At 54.4% G+C, this 22,780-nt stretch carries 20 protein-coding genes; 15 read left to right on the top strand and 5 right to left on the bottom strand.

All coding sequences use genetic code 11. The features are described 5' to 3' along the window. Nucleotides 1-2: 2 nt before the first annotated feature. From recO to acpS, 3 genes are all read left to right on the top strand, one after another. Complete coding sequence (gene recO, locus NYE92_RS08905) at nt 3-740, top strand: DNA repair protein RecO (protein WP_013026765.1); 738 nt, start codon at nt 3-5, stop codon at nt 738-740. A gap of 66 nt (nt 741-806) precedes the next feature. Further along, a complete protein-coding gene (gene pdxJ, locus NYE92_RS08900; protein ID WP_014605257.1) occupies nt 807-1,538 on the top strand; it encodes a pyridoxine 5'-phosphate synthase in 732 nt (243 codons plus the stop codon). Next, complete coding sequence (gene acpS, locus NYE92_RS08895; protein WP_006120525.1) at nt 1,538-1,918, top strand: holo-ACP synthase; 381 nt, start codon at nt 1,538-1,540, stop codon at nt 1,916-1,918. The genes pdxJ and acpS overlap by 1 nt, the downstream gene beginning before the upstream one ends. Here acpS and NYE92_RS08890 read toward each other — a convergent pair. After that, complete coding sequence (locus NYE92_RS08890) at nt 1,915-2,163, bottom strand: YfhL family 4Fe-4S dicluster ferredoxin (protein WP_029568396.1); 249 nt, start codon at nt 2,161-2,163, stop codon at nt 1,915-1,917. The genes acpS and NYE92_RS08890 overlap by 4 nt on opposite strands. A 524-nt stretch (nt 2,164-2,687) precedes the next feature. On the opposite strand from NYE92_RS08890, the gene NYE92_RS08885 reads away from it, so the two are divergent. Continuing rightward, entirely contained in the window at nt 2,688-3,065 is a 378-nt protein-coding gene (locus tag NYE92_RS08885) for a hypothetical protein (protein ID WP_014605259.1), read from the top strand. Between the two features lie 102 nt (nt 3,066-3,167). On the opposite strand, the gene NYE92_RS08880 is transcribed toward NYE92_RS08885, so the two are convergent. Next, nucleotides 3,168-4,007: a MurR/RpiR family transcriptional regulator gene (locus NYE92_RS08880; protein ID WP_014594334.1), complete on the bottom strand. Its 840-nt coding sequence runs from the start codon at nt 4,005-4,007 to the stop codon at nt 3,168-3,170. Nucleotides 4,008-4,162: 155 nt separating this feature from the next. Here NYE92_RS08880 and yfhb point away from each other — a divergent pair, with 155 nt between their 5' ends. Next, nucleotides 4,163-4,801 (top strand): phosphatidylglycerophosphatase C, encoded by a 639-nt coding sequence (gene yfhb / locus NYE92_RS08875; protein ID WP_013026761.1) that lies wholly within the window; start codon nt 4,163-4,165, stop codon nt 4,799-4,801. Nucleotides 4,802-4,874: 73 nt separating this feature from the next. Next, complete coding sequence (gene tadA, locus NYE92_RS08870; protein WP_014605260.1) at nt 4,875-5,369, top strand: tRNA adenosine(34) deaminase TadA; 495 nt, start codon at nt 4,875-4,877, stop codon at nt 5,367-5,369. On the opposite strand, the gene mltF is transcribed toward tadA, so the two are convergent. Next, nucleotides 5,366-6,823 carry a membrane-bound lytic murein transglycosylase MltF gene (gene mltF / locus NYE92_RS08865; RefSeq protein ID WP_014605261.1) on the bottom strand — a complete coding sequence of 486 codons (1,458 nt, stop codon included), beginning with the start codon at nt 6,821-6,823 and terminating at the stop codon, nt 5,366-5,368. The genes tadA and mltF overlap by 4 nt on opposite strands. A 267-nt stretch (nt 6,824-7,090) precedes the next feature. Between mltF and purL the strand changes: the two genes are divergently transcribed. From purL to glnB, 5 genes are all read left to right on the top strand, one after another. Then, a complete protein-coding gene (gene purL, locus NYE92_RS08860; RefSeq protein WP_029568395.1) occupies nt 7,091-10,981 on the top strand; it encodes a phosphoribosylformylglycinamidine synthase in 3,891 nt (1,296 codons plus the stop codon). Between the two features lie 567 nt (nt 10,982-11,548). Then, nucleotides 11,549-12,976 carry a HAMP domain-containing sensor histidine kinase gene (locus NYE92_RS08855; RefSeq protein WP_078829238.1) on the top strand — a complete coding sequence of 476 codons (1,428 nt, stop codon included), beginning with the start codon at nt 11,549-11,551 and terminating at the stop codon, nt 12,974-12,976. Nucleotides 12,977-12,979: 3 nt separating this feature from the next. Then, complete coding sequence (qseG, locus tag NYE92_RS08850) at nt 12,980-13,651, top strand: two-component system QseEF-associated lipoprotein QseG (RefSeq protein ID WP_019106086.1); 672 nt, start codon at nt 12,980-12,982, stop codon at nt 13,649-13,651. Next, nucleotides 13,651-14,985 carry a two-component system response regulator GlrR gene (gene glrR, locus NYE92_RS08845; RefSeq protein ID WP_014594327.1) on the top strand — a complete coding sequence of 445 codons (1,335 nt, stop codon included), beginning with the start codon at nt 13,651-13,653 and terminating at the stop codon, nt 14,983-14,985. The genes qseG and glrR overlap by 1 nt, the downstream gene beginning before the upstream one ends. Before the next feature lie 89 nt (nt 14,986-15,074). Then, nucleotides 15,075-15,413 (top strand): nitrogen regulatory protein P-II, encoded by a 339-nt coding sequence (gene glnB, locus NYE92_RS08840; RefSeq protein WP_003848647.1) that lies wholly within the window; start codon nt 15,075-15,077, stop codon nt 15,411-15,413. 206 nt (nt 15,414-15,619) lie between these two features. On the opposite strand, the gene hmpA is transcribed toward glnB, so the two are convergent. Further along, complete coding sequence (gene hmpA, locus NYE92_RS08835; protein WP_259018872.1) at nt 15,620-16,804, bottom strand: NO-inducible flavohemoprotein; 1,185 nt, start codon at nt 16,802-16,804, stop codon at nt 15,620-15,622. Between the two features lie 322 nt (nt 16,805-17,126). Here hmpA and glyA point away from each other — a divergent pair, with 322 nt between their 5' ends. Both glyA and NYE92_RS08825 read left to right on the top strand, forming a co-directional pair. Beyond that, complete coding sequence (glyA, locus tag NYE92_RS08830; protein WP_015699732.1) at nt 17,127-18,380, top strand: serine hydroxymethyltransferase; 1,254 nt, start codon at nt 17,127-17,129, stop codon at nt 18,378-18,380. A gap of 130 nt (nt 18,381-18,510) precedes the next feature. Further along, nucleotides 18,511-19,659 (top strand): 3-phenylpropionate MFS transporter, encoded by a 1,149-nt coding sequence (locus tag NYE92_RS08825; RefSeq protein ID WP_014594325.1) that lies wholly within the window; start codon nt 18,511-18,513, stop codon nt 19,657-19,659. Here NYE92_RS08825 and csiE read toward each other — a convergent pair. After that, nucleotides 19,641-20,909 (bottom strand): stationary phase inducible protein CsiE, encoded by a 1,269-nt coding sequence (gene csiE / locus NYE92_RS08820; protein ID WP_029568392.1) that lies wholly within the window; start codon nt 20,907-20,909, stop codon nt 19,641-19,643. The two genes, NYE92_RS08825 and csiE, sit on opposite strands and share 19 nt — an antisense overlap. 155 nt (nt 20,910-21,064) lie before the next feature. On the opposite strand from csiE, the gene NYE92_RS08815 reads away from it, so the two are divergent. Beyond that, complete coding sequence (locus NYE92_RS08815; RefSeq protein WP_013026749.1) at nt 21,065-21,691, top strand: DUF1007 family protein; 627 nt, start codon at nt 21,065-21,067, stop codon at nt 21,689-21,691. Further along, a complete protein-coding gene (locus NYE92_RS08810) occupies nt 21,682-22,662 on the top strand; it encodes a nickel/cobalt transporter (RefSeq protein WP_013026748.1) in 981 nt (326 codons plus the stop codon). The genes NYE92_RS08815 and NYE92_RS08810 overlap by 10 nt, the downstream gene beginning before the upstream one ends. Nucleotides 22,663-22,780: the final 118 nt, after the last annotated feature.

Raw genomic sequence — 22,780 nt, 5'->3', positions numbered from 1 at the left:
AAATGGAAGGCTGGCAACGCGCCTTTGTGCTGCATAGTCGTCCTTTCAGCGAGACCAGCCTGCTGCTTGATCTGTTTAGTGAAAGTGAAGGCCGCGTACGTGTTCTGGCAAAAGGGGCACGTTCACGGCGTTCCCAACTGAAAGGCACCTTACAGCCTTTCACGCCTTTACTGGTGCGCTGGAGCGGGCGTGGGGAAGTCAAAACCCTGCGCAACGCTGAAGCGGTCTCCCTGGCATTACCTCTCAGTGGCATCACGCTATACTGCGGCCTGTACGTTAACGAGTTGTTATCTCGGGTACTGGAGCAGCACATTCCCTTCTCTGAACTGTTTTTCGACTACCTGCAATGCATTCAGATGCTGGCGGCAGGCGAAGGATCACCAGAGCCTGCGCTGCGCCGTTTTGAGCTGGCGCTGCTGGGTCATTTGGGTTACGGCGTAGACTTCCTGCACTGTGCGGGCAGCGGTGAACCGGTCAGCGAAGCCATGACCTACAGCTACCGTGAAGAGAAAGGCTTTATTGCCAGCCTGGTGCTGAACCAGCGTAGCTTCACCGGGCGTGAACTGCAGGCGCTGTTTACCCGTGAATTCCCGGATGCAGAAACCCTGCGCGCAGCCAAACGTTTCACGCGTATGGCCCTCAAACCCTACCTGGGCGGTAAGCCGCTAAAAAGCCAGGAGCTTTTTCGCCAGTTTACCCCGAAAAAAAAGCCCACTATTTCTGACGAGACAGAGCACTGACCGTAGCCTGGCCTTATCTCTGCGCGGTACACTCAACGCAATGACCATAATGAACCGAGGATTGTCATGGCTGAGTTACTGTTAGGCGTGAATATCGACCACATCGCTACCGTTCGCAATGCGCGTGGAACCCATTATCCCGATCCGGTACAGGCGGCGTTTATCGCCGAACAGGCGGGTGCAGACGGCATTACCGTGCACCTGCGCGAAGATCGTCGCCACATTACCGACAGGGATGTGCGCATCCTGCGCGATACCATTGAAACGCGCATGAATCTCGAAATGGCCGTGACCGAGGAGATGCTGGCTATCGCCTGTGAAATCAAACCGCATTTCTGCTGCCTGGTGCCGGAAAAGCGCGAGGAAGTCACCACCGAAGGCGGACTGGACGTCGCGGGCCAGCAGGAGAAGCTGAACGCCGCGGTGAAACAGCTCAGCGAAGCGGGCATTCTGGTGTCCCTGTTTATCGATCCCGATCACCGCCAAATCGAGGCGGCGGTGACCAGCGGCGCGCCCTATATTGAAATTCATACCGGTGCCTATGCTGAAGCGCCTGAAGGCCCAGCGCGCGACGCTGAGCTGGCACGTATCCGTCAGGCCGCCACCTTTGCTGCCAGCCGTGGGCTAAAAGTTAACGCCGGTCATGGGCTGACTTACCACAACGTACTGCCAATCGCCGCCCTGCCGGAAATGCATGAGCTGAATATCGGTCATGCGATTATTGGACGTGCCGTGATGAGTGGTCTGCCTGAGGCGGTGAAAGCCATGAAAGCACTGCTGCGAGAAGCGCGTCGCTAATGGCTATCCTGGGACTGGGCAGCGATATCGTCGAAATAGAACGCATTGCCGATGTGATTTCACGTTCAGGCGATCGTCTGGCGCGGCGTGTCCTGAGCGAGGCCGAGTGGCAGCAATATCAACAGCACCGTCAGCCGGTTCGTTTCCTGGCGAAACGTTTTGCGGTTAAAGAGGCGGCGGCAAAAGCCTTTGGTACCGGCATTCGGGGCGGGCTGGCTTTTAACCAGTTCGAAGTTTATAACGACGCGCTGGGTAAACCGCTGCTGCGTTTCTTCGATCATGCCGCCGAGGTGGCGCAACGTCTTGGCGTGCAGCATGTGCATGTCACGCTGGCAGATGAGCGTCACTATGCTTGCGCAACGGTGATCATCGAAAGTTAACCGTGCAGCTGCACAAACTTATCCCACAGCGCATCGCGTGATTCGATGTGCTGTGGATCAATGACGATCGTGTTATCAATCGGGCAAACGCGCTGACAGGTTGGAAGATCGTAATGACCCACGCACTCCGTGCAGCGGCTTACATCAATTTCATAGATTGTTTCACCCATCGCAATCGCCTGGTTCGGGCATTCAGGTTCGCACATATCGCAGTTAATGCATCGTTCGGTAATCAGTAGAGACATCGCGGTATCTTAATCGATAAATAATTTTTGTCGTTTATGCGTTGCCTGGCAAAGACGGCGGTCGAGACAGCCTGCCATGACACTTTCATTTCCCGACATACGTTACAATATTGCCTTTTTAAGCTAGCAGACTGTGTCAATGACCTGCAAACTGGATTCGGCTGTGATAAACGTGGCGAACAGTATCATATTCTGCCTTAAGCAAAAATGACGGCGAGGGGCTAAAGTGACAAATGCTGCTACAGCATTGCATAACTCAATGTTTATAAATTTCTTTTTTTGTGGATGAAGTTCAGGGCTGAATTTTATGATGAATGATGGCTTTCTTTGAGCAGCAACCTGAGTGGTTAAAGAGAGAGAAGGCGTTAAAAGTGCCCCACGTCATCCCGTCCACCATTTGTAAGGATTTAGCAGGAAAAATGTTCAATAGAAATATTTTGTCATAGAAAATGCGAAGAACAGATGCGGGCTTAGGATTTTTCCGATAATATCTATTCATCAACAATATCGATGGATTGTGTCAGGTGAAAAAAAGAATTCTTTTGATTGTGGGCGTAGCTGTTCTTGCCGCAACAACCGCTTACGGAAGCCTGTCAGCGGGCGGATCTCGACCAGATTTCGTTGCGTCGGCAGAAAATAAAACGAATAATTTCCTGCAATACACCTATGGAAAGGGAAAATGTAAAGCGACACCTGGCTCGACTATTAGCTGGGACATGGAATGTAAGTATGAGGGTGGAAAGAAAGTCGTAAAATTCGCGCTTTATTCCGCAGATCACGCTCCGCATTCTTATGCTGACACCTTCTATCTGGTTGCTAAAAACAAGGCTGCTGTGGATTCTGCCAGCACAGGTATGAGCCAGTACCTGCCTATTTCGACGCAAGATACCAGCGGTAGCTAATCCGTTCATACCGGTTAACAGTTACAGTTCTCTGAGAAGCCAGCGCGAATGCTGGCTTCTTTCGTTATGTTCTCGGCAAAATATCTGCGTTGAGCTTTCTGGCTAGATCAGTTTCTTAACCAGAGCTTCGCTGTGACGAATATGGCTGGATGCTCGCTCAGGATCGTTCTGCACCAGGGCCATAAACAGCAGGTCGGTCAACGCCAGCTGCGCGGTGGTAGATGAAATGGCGGCGCTGCGCGTGCTCTGCTCTTCTGCCACGGTGTACAGGCAATGGGTGGCGCACTGCTGCAGTGTGTTAGGCGTAAAGCCGGTAAAGGCCAGCACATCCGCCCCTACGCGAACGGCTTCCTGAGCGGCAAGGTTGATTTCACGTCGTTCGCCGGTGTAGGAGATCGCCAGCAGCACATCGCCAGATGACATAGCCTGAACACTGGCCAGCAGCGCGTGCATATCCTGTTCCGCCACCGCATTGATACCAATTTTCATCAGCTTCCATGAAAAATCCTTTGCCACCAGGCCGGACGCGCCAATGCCGACCAGCAAAATGCGGCGTGCGCGCTTGAGCAACTGCAGGACGGCGTTTAATTTCTCTTCACTGTTGATATCCAGCGTGGCGCGAATCGCAGAGAGCTTCTCCGTGAGTAATTTTTCACCCACGGCTTTGAGCGGATCGTCGCTCAGGATCTGGTTGTGCACGGTGATGGCATCTTTATCCGCCAGCGATTCACTCAGCGCCAGCTTAAGAGCCGGAAAGCCTTTGTATCCCAGTTTTTGTGCGAATTTAACCACGCTCGACTGGCTGACCCCGGATTCTTCCGCCAGCTTTTGTGAACTCAGATGCCGTGCCCGATCCGGTTGTGACAGTAAAAAATCCGCCAGCCGACGCTCGTTCAGCGCCAGAGAGGGATAAAGCTGGCGAATGCGCAGCAATGAACTCATGCTCAATCCTTATGATTTAGCGGATGTTCCGCATGGAATAAATGATTCTATGCGCATTGTAGTCACTGGAATAAAAAATGACAGCCATCGCCTCGTTGGACGAAGATGACTACAATAGAGGCTGTTGATGCCAATTAGGTAAAAAGGAGTGTTGTTTGACCAACGATATACAACGTCGCGTGGTGTTTTTCGACCTTGATGGCACATTGCACCAACAGGACATGTTTGGCACCTTCATGCGCTATCTGCTGCGCCGCAAGCCGCTTAATCTGCTGCTGGTGGTGCCGTTGCTGCCGGTTGTGGGCGCGGGTTTATTGTTTAAGGGACGCGCCGCGCGCTGGCCGATGAGTTTGCTGCTGTGGTCGATCACCTTTGGCCGCTCTGAAGCCACACTGCTGCGGCTGGAAGCCGAATTCGCGCAGTGGTTTCGACAACGCGTTAAAGCATTTCCCGTGGTGCAGAAACGACTCAGTGAATACCTTAGTAGCGATGATGCCGATGTATGGCTGATTACGGGCTCACCGCAGTCGCTGGTGGAGCAGGTCTATTACGACTCCGCATTTCTACCAAGGGTGAAGCTCATCGCCAGCCAGATGCAGCCCGGTTTAGGCGGACGCATATTGAAAATGCGCTGTCTCGGCCATGAAAAAGTGGTGCAGCTTGAAGAGCAAATCGGCACGCCCTTACAGCTGTATAGCGGTTACAGCGACAGCAAACAGGATAACCCGCTGCTGTTCTTCTGCCAGCATCGCTGGCGCGTCACCCCGGGTGGCGAATTACAACAGCTGGAATAACCGCTGTCACGCTTCGGTTTTACGGATTCGATGGTTATAATGCGCCGCTTTTTTGCTGCCGGGAGTGGTCTGCGTGACTCAAGAACAAGATGAATACTGGATGCGCCGGGCGCTTACGCTGGCGCAGCGCGCATGGGAGCAGGGCGAGGTGCCGGTCGGTGCGGTGCTGGTTCAGGGCGATCGGGTGATAGGCGAGGGCTGGAACCGGCCTATCGGGCAGCACGATCCCACCGCCCATGCGGAGATCATGGCCTTACGTCAGGGCGGGAAAGTGCTGGAGAATTATCGCCTGCTCAATACCACGCTTTACGTCACGCTGGAGCCCTGCATTATGTGTGCGGGCGCGATGGTGCACAGTCGCATTGGACGTCTGGTTTATGGCGCGCACGATGTAAAAACCGGCGCAGCCGGCTCACTGATTGATATTCTGGGACATCCGGGAATGAATCATCAGGTGGCGCTGCATCAGGGAGTGCTGGAAGAGGAGTGCGCGGCAATGCTGAGCGACTTTTTCCGCATGCGCCGCCAGCAACAAAAAGCGCTGCGTCAGGCGCAGCGCGAAAGTTAATTCATTGCCACCTCAGGCGTGACGGCAGGATAACCTTTGCCCAGTTCTGCCTCCAGGGCCGCCTGTTGGGCAATGCGTTTTTCCTGCTCCTGCAAATAGCCCACCAGGCTAATTTCATATTTGCGGATATTCTCCACGTAATTATAGGCTTCCTGCCCGCGTGCATAGCCATAGGTGGTTTGTGAGTAGTAGCGCTTCTGGCTCAACATGGGTAGCCGCAGTTTGACATCTGCCCAGCTGTCGGGATTTCCACCCTGTTTAGCCGTGAGCTTACGCACATCCAGCATATGCGCATAGCCCATGTTATAGGCCGCCAGGGCAAACCAGATACGCTCATCTTCCGGAATCGTTTGTGGCACCTTTTCCATCATGTTTTGCAGATACTCGCTGCCGCCACGGATGCTCTGCTCTGGATCGGTACGGTCACCTACGTCAACGCTGTCAGCGGTATTCCGCGTTAACATCATCATGCCGCGGACGCCGGTAGGCGACGTCGCCTGCGGATTCCAGTGCGACTCCTGATAGGAAATCGCCGCCAGCAACCGCCAGTCGATATTTTTGGCGTACTTTTCAAACAGGGGTTTTATATCGGGCAGCACGTTATCAATGGAGCGCAGGAAGGTGCGGGTATCCACGTAGTCGAAGGTGCCGACGTGACCGAGATATTTCTCTTCAAGTCTTGCCATCGCCCCTTCTTCTCCCATGCTGTTAAAGAAATCCAGCATGGCGGCGTTCAGGCTGTCATCGCTTTCATGCGGTAAATACCACGTTACCGGTTCTTCATCGGTGACGTCGAAAGCCACAGCCAGTTGGGGATGAATGCGCTGAAGCAGGGCAATCGTCACGGAATCGCCAATCGTATAATCCAGCTTGCCCTCAGCCACGGCTTCCAGCAGGGCTTTCGGACTTTGATCGGTCGAAATGGCCCAGTCGAGATCGGGATAGTGATTCGCCCGGGCGTTTTTAAGCGTCGACAGATAAGCCGATCCAGAGGCAACAACCAGCCGCCCCTTTAAGTCACCCAGGTTTTTTGGCCGCGGTTTGTCCACGCGATAGACCAGCTGCTGCGAAACGCTGTAGTAGCCCGGACCGATCTGATAACGCGACAAACGCTCATCGTTATAAATCAGACCTGCCGCCAGCAGATCCGCTTTGCCGTCGTCGAGCGCATCGAACAGATCGCTGAGGTTGGCGCGCACCGTTATATCAAGCTTAACGCCCAGATAATCGGCAAAACGCTTCGCCAGCTCGTAGTCCATCCCGGCCGGTGCTTTATTCACGGTGTAGTAAGTCAACGGCGAGTTTACGGTACTGACGCGTAGCACTCCCCGTGATTTAATCTGTGAAATCGTATCTTGTCCTCCCCCGTACCAGGGAATAGACGGCCACAGTGCCAGAGCCAGCAGCACGGTAAGCAGACCGATAACCAGATAATTAAATTTTAGGCGTTTCAAATAGTTATCTCTCGATGGCTCCAAGGCCTCTGTCTTTTAAGGCAGTATTGATCTTGTTTTAACTCCCAGAGCGAGGGGCATTTTGCGCAACAAACACCGGCAGAGCAACTTATAAAGCAATTTTTGCGCAAATTTCAGGCAAATCTTGATGGCCATAAATTTTGCGCAAACGGTTTCGTCGCGGAGTGGGTTTCTTTATAATACGCCCCGTTTTCCCCTGTTGCGCCCAATGAAGCGTCGCCCGGCGCTTCGAAGACGAGAGATCTTATGATGGAAATTCTGCGTGGTTCGCCCGCCCTGTCGGCATTTCGTGTAAACAAATTGCTGGCCCGCTTTCAGGACGCTCATCTGCCGGTGAGTGATATTTACGCTGAGTACGTCCATTTTGCCGATGTCAGCGCGCCGCTGAGTGAGGATGAAAAATCCCGTCTGCAGCGCCTGCTCAAGTACGGTCCTTCTCTCGCTGAACATGCGCCACAAGGGCGTTTAATTCTGGTCACGCCACGTCCTGGTACGATATCGCCGTGGTCATCAAAAGCCACAGACATTGCTCATAACTGCGATCTGTCGCAGGTGCGTCGTCTGGAACGAGGCATGGCCTTTTATGTCCAGGCACCTCAGCTTTCTGAAAGCCAATGGCAAACGCTCTCCGCACTGCTGCACGACCGCATGATGGAAACGGTTTACAGCGATTTCAGCGAGGCTGAGCAGCTGTTTGCTCACCATGAACCTCAGCCGGTCAAAAGCGTTGATGTGCTGGGTGAGGGCCGTCAGGCGCTGGTTCAGGCCAATATGACGCTCGGCCTGGCGCTGGCCGACGACGAAATTGACTACCTGCTGGCGGCCTTTACCCGGCTGGGACGCAATCCGAACGACATTGAACTTTATATGTTTGCCCAGGCGAACTCTGAGCACTGTCGCCACAAAATCTTTAACGCTGACTGGATCATCGACGGCGAAAAACAGCCTAAATCACTGTTTAAAATGATTAAGAACACCTTCGAGCAAACGCCGGATTATGTTCTGTCAGCCTATAAAGATAACGCGGCGGTAATGGAAGGCTCGGAGGTCGGTCGCTTCTTCGCGGACGCAGAAAAGGGTGAGTACGCCTATCACCAGGAAGCCGCACACATTCTGATGAAGGTTGAAACGCACAACCACCCAACCGCGATTTCGCCCTGGCCTGGCGCGGCAACCGGCTCCGGCGGTGAAATTCGTGATGAAGGCGCGACGGGGCGCGGTGCCAAGCCGAAAGCTGGCCTGGTCGGGTTCTCGGTGTCGAACCTGCGCATCCCCGGCTTCGAACAGCCCTGGGAGGAGGATTTTGGCAAGCCCGCACGCATCGTCAGCGCGCTGGATATTATGACCGAAGGCCCACTGGGCGGCGCAGCCTTTAACAACGAATTTGGTCGTCCGGCCTTAAACGGCTACTTCCGGACCTATGAAGAGCAGGTTAACAGCCACAACGGGACTGAACTGCGCGGCTACCACAAGCCCATTATGCTGGCTGGCGGCATCGGAAACATTCGTGCGGACCACGTTCAGAAAGGTGAAATCACCGTCGGGGCCAAACTGGTCGTGCTGGGCGGGCCGGCGATGAATATCGGCCTGGGCGGCGGTGCGGCATCATCCATGGCATCAGGCCAGTCCGATGCGGATCTCGACTTTGCATCGGTGCAGCGTGACAACCCTGAAATGGAGCGTCGCTGCCAGGAAGTGATTGACCGTTGCTGGCAACGGGGCGATGACAACCCGATTCTGTTTATCCACGATGTGGGCGCGGGCGGCCTGTCCAACGCCATGCCGGAACTGGTCAGCGACGGTGGACGCGGCGGTCGCTTCAACCTGCGCGACATCCTGAGTGATGAACCGGGAATGAGCCCGCTTGAAGTCTGGTGTAACGAATCACAAGAGCGCTATGTGATGGCCGTGGCCCCTGAAAAGCTGGCCGAGTTTGCTGCCATTTGTCAGCGCGAACGTGCGCCGTATGCGGTGATTGGTGAAGCCACCGAAGAGCAGCACCTGACCCTGAACGACAGCCACTTTGATAACAGCCCGATTGATATGCCGCTGGACGTCCTGCTGGGCAAAACCCCGAAAATGACGCGCGATGTGGTGAAACTGCAGGCGAAGGGCGATGCCCTGCAGCGCGAGGGCATTACGCTGACGGACGCGGTAAATCGCGTGCTGCACTTGCCAACCGTAGCGGAAAAAACCTTCCTGATCACCATCGGCGATCGCAGCGTAACCGGCATGGTGGCGCGCGATCAGATGGTGGGCCCCTGGCAGATCCCTGTTGCTAACTGCGCCGTTACGACGGCCAGTCTCGACAGCTACCATGGCGAAGCCTTCGCGCTGGGCGAGCGTGCGCCTGTCGCACTGCTGGACTTCGCCGCCTCGGCCCGTCTGGCCGTGGGTGAAGCGCTGACTAACCTGGCGGCGACGCCGGTCGGTTCGCTGAAGCGCGTGAAACTCTCGGCTAACTGGATGTCTGCAGCAGGCCATCCGGGGGAAGATGCGGGCCTGTATGACGCTGTAAAAGCCGTCGGTGAGGAACTGTGTCCGGCGCTCGGCATCACTATCCCGGTGGGTAAAGACTCTATGTCGATGAAAACCCGCTGGCAGGAAGGCACCGAACAGCGCGAAATGACCTCGCCGCTGTCGCTGGTGATCACGGCTTTTGCAAGGGTCGAAGACGTACGTCGCAATGTGACGCCACAGCTGGTCGCCGATCGGGACAACCTGCTGCTGTTAATCGACCTTGGCAACGGCGCTAACACCTTAGGCGCGACGGCGCTGGCTCAGGTTTATCGTCAACTGGGCGACAAGCCTGCTGATGTCCGTGATGCAACGCAGCTGGCTGGCTTCTTTAATGCCATTCAGGCCCTGGTCAGCCAGCAAAAACTGCTGGCTTACCATGATCGCTCAGACGGCGGCCTGCTGGTTACCCTGGCGGAAATGGCTTTCACCGGTCACTGTGGCATCGAAGTCGATATCGCGGCGCTGGGCAGCGATGCACTGGCTGCGCTGTTCACCGAAGAGCTGGGGGCGGTGATTCAAATCAACGCGGCGGATCGCGAAGCCGTGGAGCAGATTCTTGCTGAACATGGCCTGGCGCACTGCAGCCATGTGCTGGGCAGCGCACAGTCGGGCGATCGCTTTGTGATTCGCTCAGGCGACAGTGCGGTTTACAGCGAAAGCCGCACCACCTTGCGGACCTGGTGGGCAGAAACCACCTGGCAGATGCAGCGTCTGCGTGATAACCCGGCCTGTGCCGATCAGGAACATCAGGCAAAGCAGGATGACACCGATCCCGGGCTGAACGTTAGCCTGACCTTTAAGCCAGACGAAGACGTTGCGGCACCGATGATTGCAACGGGCGCGCGTCCACGCGTTGCCGTGCTGCGCGAGCAGGGCGTTAACTCGCATGTGGAAATGGCGGCCGCCTTTGATCGGGCAGGTTTTACGGCGGTTGACGTGCATATGAGTGACCTGCTGGCGGGCCGGATCGATCTGGAACCTTTCCAGGCGCTGGTGGCCTGTGGCGGTTTCTCCTACGGTGACGTATTGGGCGCGGGTGAAGGTTGGGCGAAATCCATTCTGTTTAACCCGCGCGTACGCGATCAGTTCGAGTCGTTCTTCCATCGCCCACAAACGCTGGCGCTGGGCGTGTGTAACGGCTGCCAGATGATGTCTAACCTGCGTGAATTGATTCCGGGTAGTGAGCTGTGGCCGCGCTTTGTCCGTAACCAGTCTGAACGTTTTGAAGCACGCTTCAGCCTGGTTGAAGTGGCTGCCAGCCCGTCGTTACTGTTGGATGGCATGGCCGGTTCCCGTATGCCGATCGCCGTATCGCACGGCGAGGGCTTCGTGGAGGTGCGTGATGGCGCGCACCTTGCCGCACTGGAATCGAAAGGGCTGGTGGCGCTGCGTTATGTCGATAACACAGGCAAGGTGACGGAAGCCTATCCGGCAAACCCGAATGGCTCGCCAAACGGTATTACTGCGGTGACCAATGAAAGTGGACGCGTCACAATTATGATGCCGCATCCAGAGCGTGTGTTCCGCACGGTCAGCAACTCATGGCACCCGGCTGAATGGGGCGAAGACAGCCCCTGGATGCGCATTTTCCGCAATGCACGGAAACAATTGGGTTAAGAACGGCGAAAAAAGACCGGGAGGCCTGAGTGCCTCCCTTTTTTATTCCCCACTTGTTGGCAAAAGGAGACATACGTCACCTTTTGTTGTCGCCGATTGGTGACATCTATCTTTATGATTTCTATAGATTGAAAGGGAAAAGCAAAATTGTGTTGGTATCTGGCGACACTTTTAGCGGACCAGACAGTCTGAAATGAGCGAAGTCAGCTGAATGGTTTTTTCAAAATATTGATTACAAAGGTATTTTAAAAACTGGCATGAACCTTGCTATACTATGCCTGTTGCTCATTCATCTGTTTATGATTGCCACCGCACAGCGGGCAGAGCTCATAAAATCCGAATGACGCACCAAACGGAGCCTGTCGTCCACCCAACCGATAATCGTATGTTCTGCATCGTTATCAAGCATCGGACGCAACGTTGAGTTAGGCTCCACCCATTCTCGCGTACTGCTATGGCGGTGCGTCAACGGCAGGCCATCGCGCCTGCCGTTTTCTTTTCTGCCTCTTCCTTCTCTGGGCTGACTCCGCTAGCATCCGGTAAGCGTATCTTTAAGGAAGCCGTCGCGTGAAAAAATGGCGTTTATTTCCCGGGTCCCTGCGCCAGTTGGTGCTGATGGCCTTTTTGCTGGTGCTCCTGCCGCTGTTGGTGCTGGCCTGGCAAGCCTGGGAAAGTCTCTCAGCGTTAAGTAATCAGGCTGCCGACACTAACCGAAATACCTTTACTGACGTCAGGCGCAGCGAGGCGATGGCACGCACCGCTATCGAGCTGGAACGGAGTTATCGCCAGTACTGTGTGCTGGGCGATACGTCTCTGGCAAAGCTCTATCAGACGCAGCGTATCCGCTATGGTCAGATGCTCAGTTCCCATGCCGACAGCCTGCCCGATTTACCGGCGTTTAAAACGTTGCAGGCCATTTTGCCTCAGCTGGAAACCATGCAGTGCGATAATGGTAATCCTGTGACCGATGCGTCAAAGGCGCTGGAAAAATTTTCAGCGACAAACGTGCAACTGGTGCAGGATACGCGAGAAGTGGTGTTTGCACGTGGTCTGCAACTGCAACGTGAAATAGCCGACCGTGGTCAGTTTTTTGGCTGGCAGGCGCTTATCCTGTTTATTATCAGCCTGACGTTAACCCTGCTGTTTACCCGCATGATCATCGGCCCGGTAAAAAGCGTAGAGCGGATGATTAACCGACTTGGCGAAGGACGCGAACTGGGCAGCAGCATGGTGTTTCGCGGTCCGCGCGAGTTACGCTCTTTGGGGCAACGTATTATCTGGTTAAGTGAACGCCTGGCCTGGCTGGAAACCCAGCGACATGAATTTTTACGTCATCTTTCACACGAACTTAAAACGCCGCTTGCCAGCCTGCGTGAAGGTACAGAGCTGCTGGCTGATGAGGTTGCGGGCATACTGAATCCTGAACAGAAAGAAATCGTTTCAATACTGGATAACAGCAGTCGCCACCTGCAACGCCTTATCGAACAGCTACTTGATTACAACCGCAAACTGGCTGATGGCCCGATTACCCTGGAAACGGTGGATCTGAATGACATCGTGTATGACGTTGTTAATGCGCATGCACTCTCAGCCCGAACCAAGCTTATGCATGTCAATATCGATCTGAAAGCCACAGATTGCCTGGCAGAACCTATGCTATTGATGAGCGTGATTGACAACCTCTACTCTAACGCCGTGAACTATGGCAATGAATCCGGTAACATTTGGCTGCACAGCCAGCGGCAGGGCGATCGAATAATCATCGATGTCGCTAACAGCGGTACGCCCATTCCCGAAAATGAGCAGGAGATGATTTTTGAACCTTTTTTCCAGGGCAGTCATCAGCGTAAAGGGCCGGTCAAAGGCAGCGGACTGGGGTTAAGCATCGCAAAGGATTGTCTGCGCCGCATGCACGGTAGCCTGCAACTGGTTACCCGTGACGACGCTGATGTTTGTTTTCGCATCGAACTGAACACCACAGCCGGGAAAGTCTGAAGCATGAAATTTTTCACCGCCCTCGTGATAAGCGCACTGAGCAGCATGATGCTCAGTGGGTGTGCCTCATCCCCGGTCACCACAACAGCCCAGCCCGCTTCGGGCAGCGTTGTGGTGCCCGAAGCGCGGCTGGTCGACTATCTCAGTATGCGCTGCGTCGATATCTGGCGTATTGAGAATAGCGCCGCCATGACGAATCCCCTTTACTGGATGCGCAGTATAGACTGTGCCGAACGACTTTCTCCCGCTGAAGCACGAGCGGAGGCCCACCGCTGGCCGGTGGACAGCTGGTCGCGCGCCTTTAAGCAGGGGGTATTAATGGCAAACGGCAATGTGACGCCACTGGAACGCCGCGACTACATCAACGTGCTTGATGGCTACAGCGAGCAGTTCCCCCCCAATATGCGTGCGTTAATTCAGCTCTGGCGCAGCAATCAGGTCGCCCAGCTTGAACTCAGCGCCATGCGGTCACGCTACGCCCATTTGCAACAGAGCAGCGATGCCCAGTCAGATTCGCTGCGTCAACAACAGATAAAACTGCGTCAGCAGCTCAGTGATACCCAGCGCAAACTGGAGCGGCTAACCGATATTGAGCGCCAGCTTTCGTCGCGCAAAACCTCTGATATGCCTGATGGCAGTCACGGAACGGCACTGCCACAAGAGGAAGATCAGTAATGGTGAAACAAGCGGCCCACCTGCTTTTAGTGGATGATGATCCCAGCCTGCTCAAACTGTTAGGTATGCGCCTGACCAGTGAGGGATATCAGGTGACGACCGCGGCCAGTGGGCCCGATGCGCTTCGGCTGTTGCAGAAAGAGAAGATCGAGCTGGTCATCAGCGATCTGCGCATGGATGAAATGGACGGCCTGGCATTATTTGCTGAAATTCAAAAGCGTCACGCGGGTTTACCGGTCATCATTTTAACGGCGCATGGTTCAATCCCGGAAGCCGTAGCGGCAACGCAGCAGGGCGTGTTCAGCTTCCTTACCAAGCCTGTGGATCGCGATGCACTGTATAAGGCGATAGACGAAGCCCTGGCGCAGCGAGCGCCAGTCAGCGACGACCGCTGGCGTGAAGCCATAGTGACCCGTAGCCCGCAGATGCTGCGCTTACTTGAACAGGCACACATGGTTGCCCAGTCAGACGTCAGCGTGCTGATTAACGGGCAAAGCGGCACGGGTAAAGAAGTCCTGGCACAGGCTATCCATGCCGCCAGCCCGCGCGCGCAAAAGCCGTTTGTGGCCATTAACTGCGGTGCCTTACCTGAGCAGCTTCTGGAATCAGAGTTGTTCGGTCACGCCAAAGGCGCCTTTACCGGCGCGGTCAGCGCGCGTGACGGCCTGTTTAAAGCCGCGGAAGGCGGCACGCTGTTTCTGGACGAAATTGGCGATATGCCGCCTGCACTGCAGGTGAAGTTACTGCGCGTGCTCCAGGAGCGTAAAGTCCGGCCGCTGGGCAGCAATAATGATATCGATATTGATGTCCGGATTATCTCGGCCACGCACCGGGATCTGCCGAAAGCGATGGAAAAAAATGCGTTTCGCGAAGATCTCTTTTACCGCCTGAACGTGGTGAACCTGAAAATCCCCGCGCTGCATCAACGTACCGAAGATATCCCACTGCTGGCTAACCATTTGCTGCGTCAAACGGCAGAACGGCATAAGCCGCAGATACGCAGCTTCTCCGTCGATGCGATGAAGCGCCTGATGTCTGCCAGCTGGCCAGGTAACGTGCGTCAGTTGGTTAACGTCATTGAGCAGTGTGTCGCACTCAGCTCCTCGCCCGTTATCAGCGATGCGCTGGTAGAGCAGGCGCTGAGTGGCGAAAACAGCGCGCTACCGACCTTTGTTGAAGCACGGAATCAGTTTGAACTTAACTATCTGCGTAAGCTGTTACAGATGACCAAAGGGAACGTCACCAACGCCGCGCGTCTGGCTGGACGTAACCGTACCGAATTCTATAAGCTGCTGTCACGGCATGAACTGGACGCCAGCGACTTTAAAGAGTAATTTTTTGCCCCCATAGTCTGCGGCGCTGCCAGCGACATTTATACTTTAATAACCCTCTAACCATGGAGGGCTCGAGGAAAGGATCTGACATGAAAAAGATCGATGCAATTATTAAACCCTTCAAGCTCGATGACGTGCGTGAGGCACTTGCTGAAGTCGGCATTACCGGCATGACCGTGAGCGAAGTAAAAGGATTTGGTCGCCAGAAAGGCCATACGGAACTCTACCGTGGCGCAGAGTACATGGTGGACTTCCTGCCCAAGGTGAAAATCGAAATGGTTGTCGGAGATGATATCGTTGATACCTGCGTCGAAACCATCATGCGCACCGCACAAACCGGAAAAATCGGCGACGGTAAAATCTTTGTTTTCGATGTTGCCCGCGTAGTGCGCATCCGTACTGGCGAAGAAGACGAAGAAGCGATTTAATTCACTTTAGATGCAAAATCTTTAGCTGAAATCCCGGCGATGTTGGAAAAGTTTCATTCGTCGAGATCTCGCCCCGTCCTGATATGAGGGAGGGGCGAAAAGCTGTCTGTTTCACCACAAAGTGTTACCCCCGCCCGCGTTAACGCAGCACTGCACACCGAACGGCTGGCACCACTGCTTCAAGGGCGTCGTTCGCAGTCGCCGATTCATATCTCTTTATGTGGACCGAACAGCTCATAGTGAATTCTGTCCGCCGTAATGCCGACCGCATGCAACTGCTTAACGATAAATTGCATAAAGCCAAGTGGCCCGCAGAGATAAAAGTGGGTATTCACATCCCGCAGCCGCGCTGACAGGGTCGCCAAATCCATCATACCTTGCGCATCGTAGCGGCCTGCATCGGGTTCGTCCGGCTCGCGATACCAGATGTGCTGTTCAAAATCAGGAAGCAGAGCACCAGTGGTGGTCACTTCGTCTGCGAAGGCATGCTGTTTGCCATTTTCGGCGGCGTGAAGCCAGTTGACGGGCGCCAGATGCCGCTGTGCAGCCAGCGCGTGGAGCATTGCCAGCATTGGGGTTTGTCCAACGCCGGCGGAAATGAGCGTGACCGGCGTTGTCGGGCTCACCTGCAGGAAAAAATCGCCGTGCGGGGCGGCCAACTGCACTTCACTGCCGACTTCTGCATGCTGATGTAGCCAGCCGGACAGGATTCCCTGCGGCGCCTGTTTCACCGCGATACGGTACATTTTCTCGTTGCTCCCTGTGGTTAGTGAGTACTGACGAATTTGATGATATTCACAACCTGCGGGCTGCAAGTGAAGCGTCAGATACTGACCGGATTTAAAGGGGGCAACCGGACCCCCGTCCACAGGCGTAAAAGTAAAGCTTTTGATCACGGCACTCTGCTGCTCAATCGCGCTGATGCGAAACGGCCGCGTCCCGCGCCATCCGCCTTTTTGCTGCTCCGATGCCTGATAAATCGCTTCTTCGCGCTGGATAAACACATCCGCCAGTACGCCGTAAGCACGTCCCCATGCTGCCAGCACGTCATCACCGGGATTCAACAGTGTTTTGATGGTAGCAAGTAAATACTCACCCACAATTGCATACTGCGCGGGCTGAATATTCAGGCTGGTATGTTTTTGCGCAATTTTTTCAACAGCCGGCAGTATCGCCGTCAGGTTTTCGAGGTTTGCGCCGTAGGCACATATCGCATTGAACAGGGCTTCACGCTGCCCGCCGTTACGTTGATTATTCATGTTAAAGACATTTTTTAGTTCAGGATGCTGAGCAAGCATGCGGTCATAGAAATGAGCAGTCAGATCGGGACCGCAGGCAGCAAGGGCGGGAAGGGATGATTTCACGGTAGCAATAGTCTGAGCATCAAGCATGGCAACACCTCATTTAAAGTTGCATTTTAAATGCATCTTATGATCGTTTCTTTGATGCTGTAAATCTCATGCTGGGTTTCTGGCAACAACTGGCCGGTTTTCGCGACAAAAGTGCAAAAAATCTTTTACAGAGTGAAAAAATGATATTGGCGGGCAATCGTTGCAAAAAAGGGATAAAAAGGCATGGCGTCTCGGTAGCCAAACGTTTGCGTAAAAAGAGGGAATTCACCCTACCTTACCCCGATAAAACGGTTTACACTGTCTGCCTTCGCCCTCAGGGGCGTAAATTGCCGATTTAAAGATAGCCAGTCAGGAGATGCGGATGTTAAAGCGTGAAATGAACATTGCCGATTATGATGCCGAGTTGTGGCAGGCGATGGAGCAAGAGAAAGTGCGTCAGGAAGAGCACATTGAACTGATTGCTTCTGAAAACTACACCAGCCCGCGTGTTATGCAGGCGCAAGGTTCTCAGCTCACTAACAAATATGCCGAAGGCTATCCGGGCAAGCGCTACTACGGTGGCTGCGAATACGTAGACATTGTTGAACAACTGGCTATCGACCGTGCTAAAGCCCTGTTTGGCGCTGACTATGCGAACGTGCAGCCTCATTCTGGTTCTCAGGCTAACTTTGCCGTTTTCACCGCGCTGCTGCAGCCCGGCGATACCATTCTGGGCATGAACCTGGCACACGGCGGTCACCTGACACACGGTTCACCGGTTAACCTGTCGGGCAAACTGTACAACGTTGTGCCTTACGGCATCGACGAAACCGGTAAAATTGACTATACCGAACTGGCCGAGCTGGCACAGACTCATAAGCCTAAAATGATCATCGGCGGTTTCTCGGCGTATTCCGGGATTTGCGACTGGGCTAAAATGCGTGAAATCGCTGACAGCGTTGGCGCATGGCTGTTTGTGGATATGGCGCACGTTGCCGGTCTGATTGCTGCGGATGTTTACCCTAACCCGGTTCCACATGCACATATCGTGACCTCCACGACGCACAAAACCCTGGCTGGTCCGCGCGGCGGTATCATCCTGGCGCAGGGTGGCGATGAAGAGCTGTACAAAAAGCTTAACTCAGCCGTCTTCCCCGGTGGACAGGGCGGCCCGCTGATGCACGTGATCGCCGGTAAAGCCGTGGCCTTCAAAGAAGCCATGGAGCCTGAGTTTAAAGCCTACCAGCAGCAGGTCGCCAAAAACGCTAAGGCAATGGTAGAAGTGCTGATCGCGCGTGGCTATAACATCGTATCAGGCGGCACCTATAACCACCTGTTCCTGATCGATCTCGTCAGCAAAAACATGACCGGTAAAGAAGCCGATGCCGCACTGGGCCGCGCGAATATCACCGTAAACAAAAACAGCGTGCCAAACGATCCGAAAAGCCCGTTTGTCACCTCTGGTGTTCGAATTGGTACGCCTGCCGTTACGCGCCGTGGCTTTAAAGAAGCAGACGTACGCGAACTGGCCGGTTGGATCGCGGATGTGTTAGACAACATCAACGATGAAGCCACCATTGAGCGTACCAAGCAGAAAGTACTGGATATCTGTGCGCGCCTGCCGGTTTACGCATAATCCTTTCTGTTGAAAACACAGTCTGACAAGAGGATGGCCATGGCCATCCTTTTTTATTGCCTGCATAACCCGGCTCTGACAAAGTAACGACCACATATCATTGCCTGGACGCATCATTGCTGGAGGGAACATGGCAATCGGCTCCGCCAAGTGGCTTGGACTAAGCTACTTCACCTACTTTTTCTGCTACGGCATTTATCTTCCTTTCTGGGGCGTCTGGCTCAAAGGTGTGGGCCTGAATGCTGAACAAATTGGCCTGCTATTGGGGTGCGGCATGGTGGCGCGCTTTGTGGGCAGTTTATTCATCGCCTCTCAGGTTAAAAATCCCGGACAACTGATTACGGCATTACGCCTGCTGGCCCTGCTGACCTGCTTTATTGCGGCGGGCTATTGGGTTGGGCAGCAGTGGATGTGGCTGCTGTTAGTCATGACCGGTTTTAACCTGTTTTTCTCGCCGCTGGTTCCTTTAAGCGATGCACTGGCCGCCACCTGGACGCAGCAAATTGGCCTTGCCTACGGGCCCGTTCGCTTGTGGGGTTCGCTGGCGTTTGTGATCAGCTCAGCCCTGACCGGTATGCTGGTGAGCGCCTTCTCTTCGCAGGCGATCTTAATGCTGCTGTCGGTTGGGTTGGTCAGTATGCTGGCAGGAATGCTGCTTACCCCGCGTACCCATCCCCAGGGCAGCGAAAGGCAGGGCAGAGTGGGTGGAGGCTGGCAGGCCTGGCGCGATCTGATAAAGGAAAACGCGGTCTGGCGCTTTATGGTGTGCGTGACGTTATTACAGGGCGCACATGCGGCTTATTATGGCTTCAGCGCCATCTGGTGGCAGGAGAGCGGTTATTCTGCATCGGTGGTGGGTTATCTGTGGTCGCTGGGCGTGGTAGCGGAAATCGTGGTGTTTGCCTTAAGCCATCGACTGTTTCACCGCTGGCGCGCACGGGATCTGCTGTTGCTGTCAGGCATCTGTGCGCTGGTTCGCTGGGGACTGCTCGGCGCCAGCACCGCGTTGCCGCTGCTGATTGTGGGGCAACTACTCCACTGCGGTAGCTTTACGGTATGTCATCTGGCCGCAATGCGCTTTATCGCTTCACGGCAGGGGGCGGATGTGATCCGTTTGCAGTCGCTCTATTCGGCGCTGGCAATGGGCGGCGGAATTGCCGTCATGACCATGATTTGCGGCGTACTCTTTACTCACCTGCACGGTCATCTCTTCTGGGTGATGGCGCTGGTGGCACTGCCCGCACTGTTCCTGCGGCCGCGTCAGGATTCCAGCAAATAGCGAATGCGTTGCTGATGGTATTCAGTCAGCGGCAGTTCGGCGTGGATAAGTGGGGGAGAGAAAAGGGGCAGCGAGGTGACATAAGGCGAAATAATGACATCGACTTCGCGCGGTGCGCCGTCGCGCTGGAAATCTTCAACGCGCTGATAGGTGATGTTAACAGGCAGCAAGGTAATCTCGCGGATTTGCTGCTCGACATCCTGTTCCAGTTCGGGATCGTCACCGGTGAGCAGCAGCACCTGTTTTTCCTGCAATGCGCTGCTTTGCATCAGCCACGCACCCAAAATCACCGTCACCAGGCTGACCTCTTCCGGCGCGAACTGAACCTGAAATGTCTGCTCGAAAGCGTCCAGTGCCTGCTGTGTGGTGCGCAGCAGGCGCGGATAAAGCCTGGTTACGTCTTGTGCCACACTGTCATCAATAGCCATTGTAAAGTAGGTGCGATCCAGCGCCTGTGCCAGGTGAGTATATAACTGCTGCTGGAGTTCGGTGCGGTCATGAAAAGTGGTGCCGGCGACGTGCTCAAAATCATCAATGAGCCGCTGTGTGGCGCGCATCAATCGCTGCTCGCTGGGATGGTCGACAAGGCTGGCGTCCGGAAAATGGATCAGACTAAATAACAGCGTCCAGAAATCCGTTTCGCTGGCGTCCGGCGTCAGATGACAGCGCTTTTGCCAGTGATGAATAACATCTTTTGCGGCCTGACGTTCTGCTTTCGCTGACAGCCATGCCTGCTGCTGCGCCGTAAAGATCGCAGGCTGGCGCTGGCACAGGCCGTATTTCATAAATATTTGTAAAAAGAGTTGATCGCGCGTGCTGAACGGGCGATTAAGGCACAGGCTGCAGTGCTGGATCAGCGCCTGTAAATTGGTTTCATCGTACAGCGCTTTTTCAATTTTCATCTGCTTCAGACGCAGGCGTAAGGGCGCGGCAAAATGCTCGCAGACAAAGGCCTGCGACAGTCGCAGGCTCCGTCGCAAATTATGGATTAAGCAAATGCGTCGATCCAGCTCTGTACCATGAATGCGCAGGCTGCCATCCACCATCTGATGAAGTTCCAGTCGATGATAGCGCTGTATCTCATCACCCACTTCTGCGATGTCCTGTCTCGCGGTGGCGATGTCCACTCCGTTTAGCAGGCTTAATCTTTTAAGCGTCAGTGCAGGAGCGGGCAGAAACAGCAGTAACAACAGATGACAGCGACGCTGTGAACCGGTGAAGAGTGGTGCTGAAGATGTAGCAGAACTCATCAATCATTATTCCAGCAGGCTATTTTTAGCTAAGAATAGTCAACCTCCTGAACCCTTGAACGGTTTACCCGTTTTTTTGTTCAGAGGTTTAAGGCGGGTCACAAAATTTTGTTACTTAAGAAACCTTTTCATCAGGAACGTTACTTTATAACATTATGAGACGCATGTTTTTTGCACTATTTACCCTGGTCAGTTCGTCAGCGCTGGCACATCCACACAGCTTTATTGATATGAAAACCGAGCTGGTCACGAAGGACGATCGTTTTACCGGCCTGAAAATGACGTGGACCATGGATGAGATTACCTCCGCCGACCTGCTGTATGACGCGAGCGATGCCAAACCGGGAACGGTGGTATGGAAGAAACTGGCGGCGGGTGTGATGGCGAACGTGCTCGGGCAACATTACTTTTCCGAAATCTGGCATAACAAGCAGCGGGTGAAGTTCTTGAATTTACCAACGGAATACAATCTGTCGCGCAGCGGCAATAAGGCGGTACTGGAATTTGTTCTGCCACTGGCCGAGCCGCCTTTACTCAAAAATGAACGCTTTGAGATTTTAACCTTCGATCCGACCTACTTCGTGGATATGTTCTACGACAAACCTGAGGCGTTAACTGTACCGCAAGCTTTACAGTCACGCTGTGCATTCACCTTACATACGCCCAAACCGGATGACTCTTTGAAACAGTATGCGCTCTCGCTCGACAAGGCAGATGCGCCGCCTGAGGATATGGATCTGGGAAGGCAGTTTGCACAAACGGTAATACTGACATGTCACTGACGCTCACGACCCAAGCCAAAAAACGGCTGTGGCCGCTGGCACTGTTTACGGCAGGGTTGGTTACTCTGGGCGCGGCCATCTGGCTGCACTGGCCCCAGATACTTCTGCAAAGCGTGCTCTGGCAAAAAGTGCTGCATCGCCAGATGACTCAGCTCCTGCAGCAGGTTGCCGAGCAGCCTCATCATGCCGGACTGTCGTTACTGGCATTCAGCCTGATCTATGGTGTCCTGCATGCCTTAGGGCCAGGTCACGGTAAAGTCGTGATCACGACCTTTCTGGCAACGCATCCGGCAAAACTAAAAACCAGCATGAAACTCACGCTACTGGCCTCGTTGCTACAGGGCTCAGTGGCTATCATCCTGGTCACGCTGATGCTGGTGGTGCTGAAAACCTCATCGCGGCAGCTGCACCTCAGCAGTTTCTGGCTGGAGAAGAGCAGTTATGTGTTGGTTATTGCCCTGGGTATCTGGATAGGCTACCGGGCGATAAAGGCGCTTTGGCTGCTGTTGCGTCCTCAGCCGACAATGAGGATTCATGCGCTGCGCCCTCATCATCAGCATGATGAACACTGTGGCTGTGGCCATGCGCATTTGCCCAGCGCACAGCAAATGGCGGGCGCCGTTAATGGCAAAACGCAGCTGTTGGTGGTGATCTCCATGGGGCTGCGTCCCTGTTCAGGCGCGATCATGATGCTGCTGTTTTCTAAAGTGATTGGCGTGTATCTGTGGGGCGTCCTTTCTGCCGCCGTTATGGCGGTGGGGACCGCCCTGACCATTTCTGCCATTGGCTTACTGGTGCAGCGTTCCCGCGCGCTGGCGCAACGTCTTGGCGCGGACAGCCAGGTGGGTAAAGGTGCGCGCAGCCTGTTGCCTGTGCTGGCGTTAGTGGGCAGCCTGACGTTGATTGTTGTGGGCTGTGCGCTCTGGCAGTCTGCTCAGCCTGGTTTTACCGGCGGTATCCGACCCTTTTAATTTCTGCGGCGGCGGAAGATATTCCCCGCTGCCGGGATCCTCGCATTTTCGCTTCGCAACTATTTTTATTTTCTCTTGCACGTTGAGTGGTGAAAATAGTTTTCACTGACTACGCTGT

The organism is Pantoea sp. B566 (assembly GCF_024793925.1).
Taxonomy (GTDB): domain Bacteria; phylum Pseudomonadota; class Gammaproteobacteria; order Enterobacterales; family Enterobacteriaceae; genus Pantoea; species Pantoea ananatis.
This window is presented reverse-complemented; position numbering and strand designations above follow the sequence as displayed.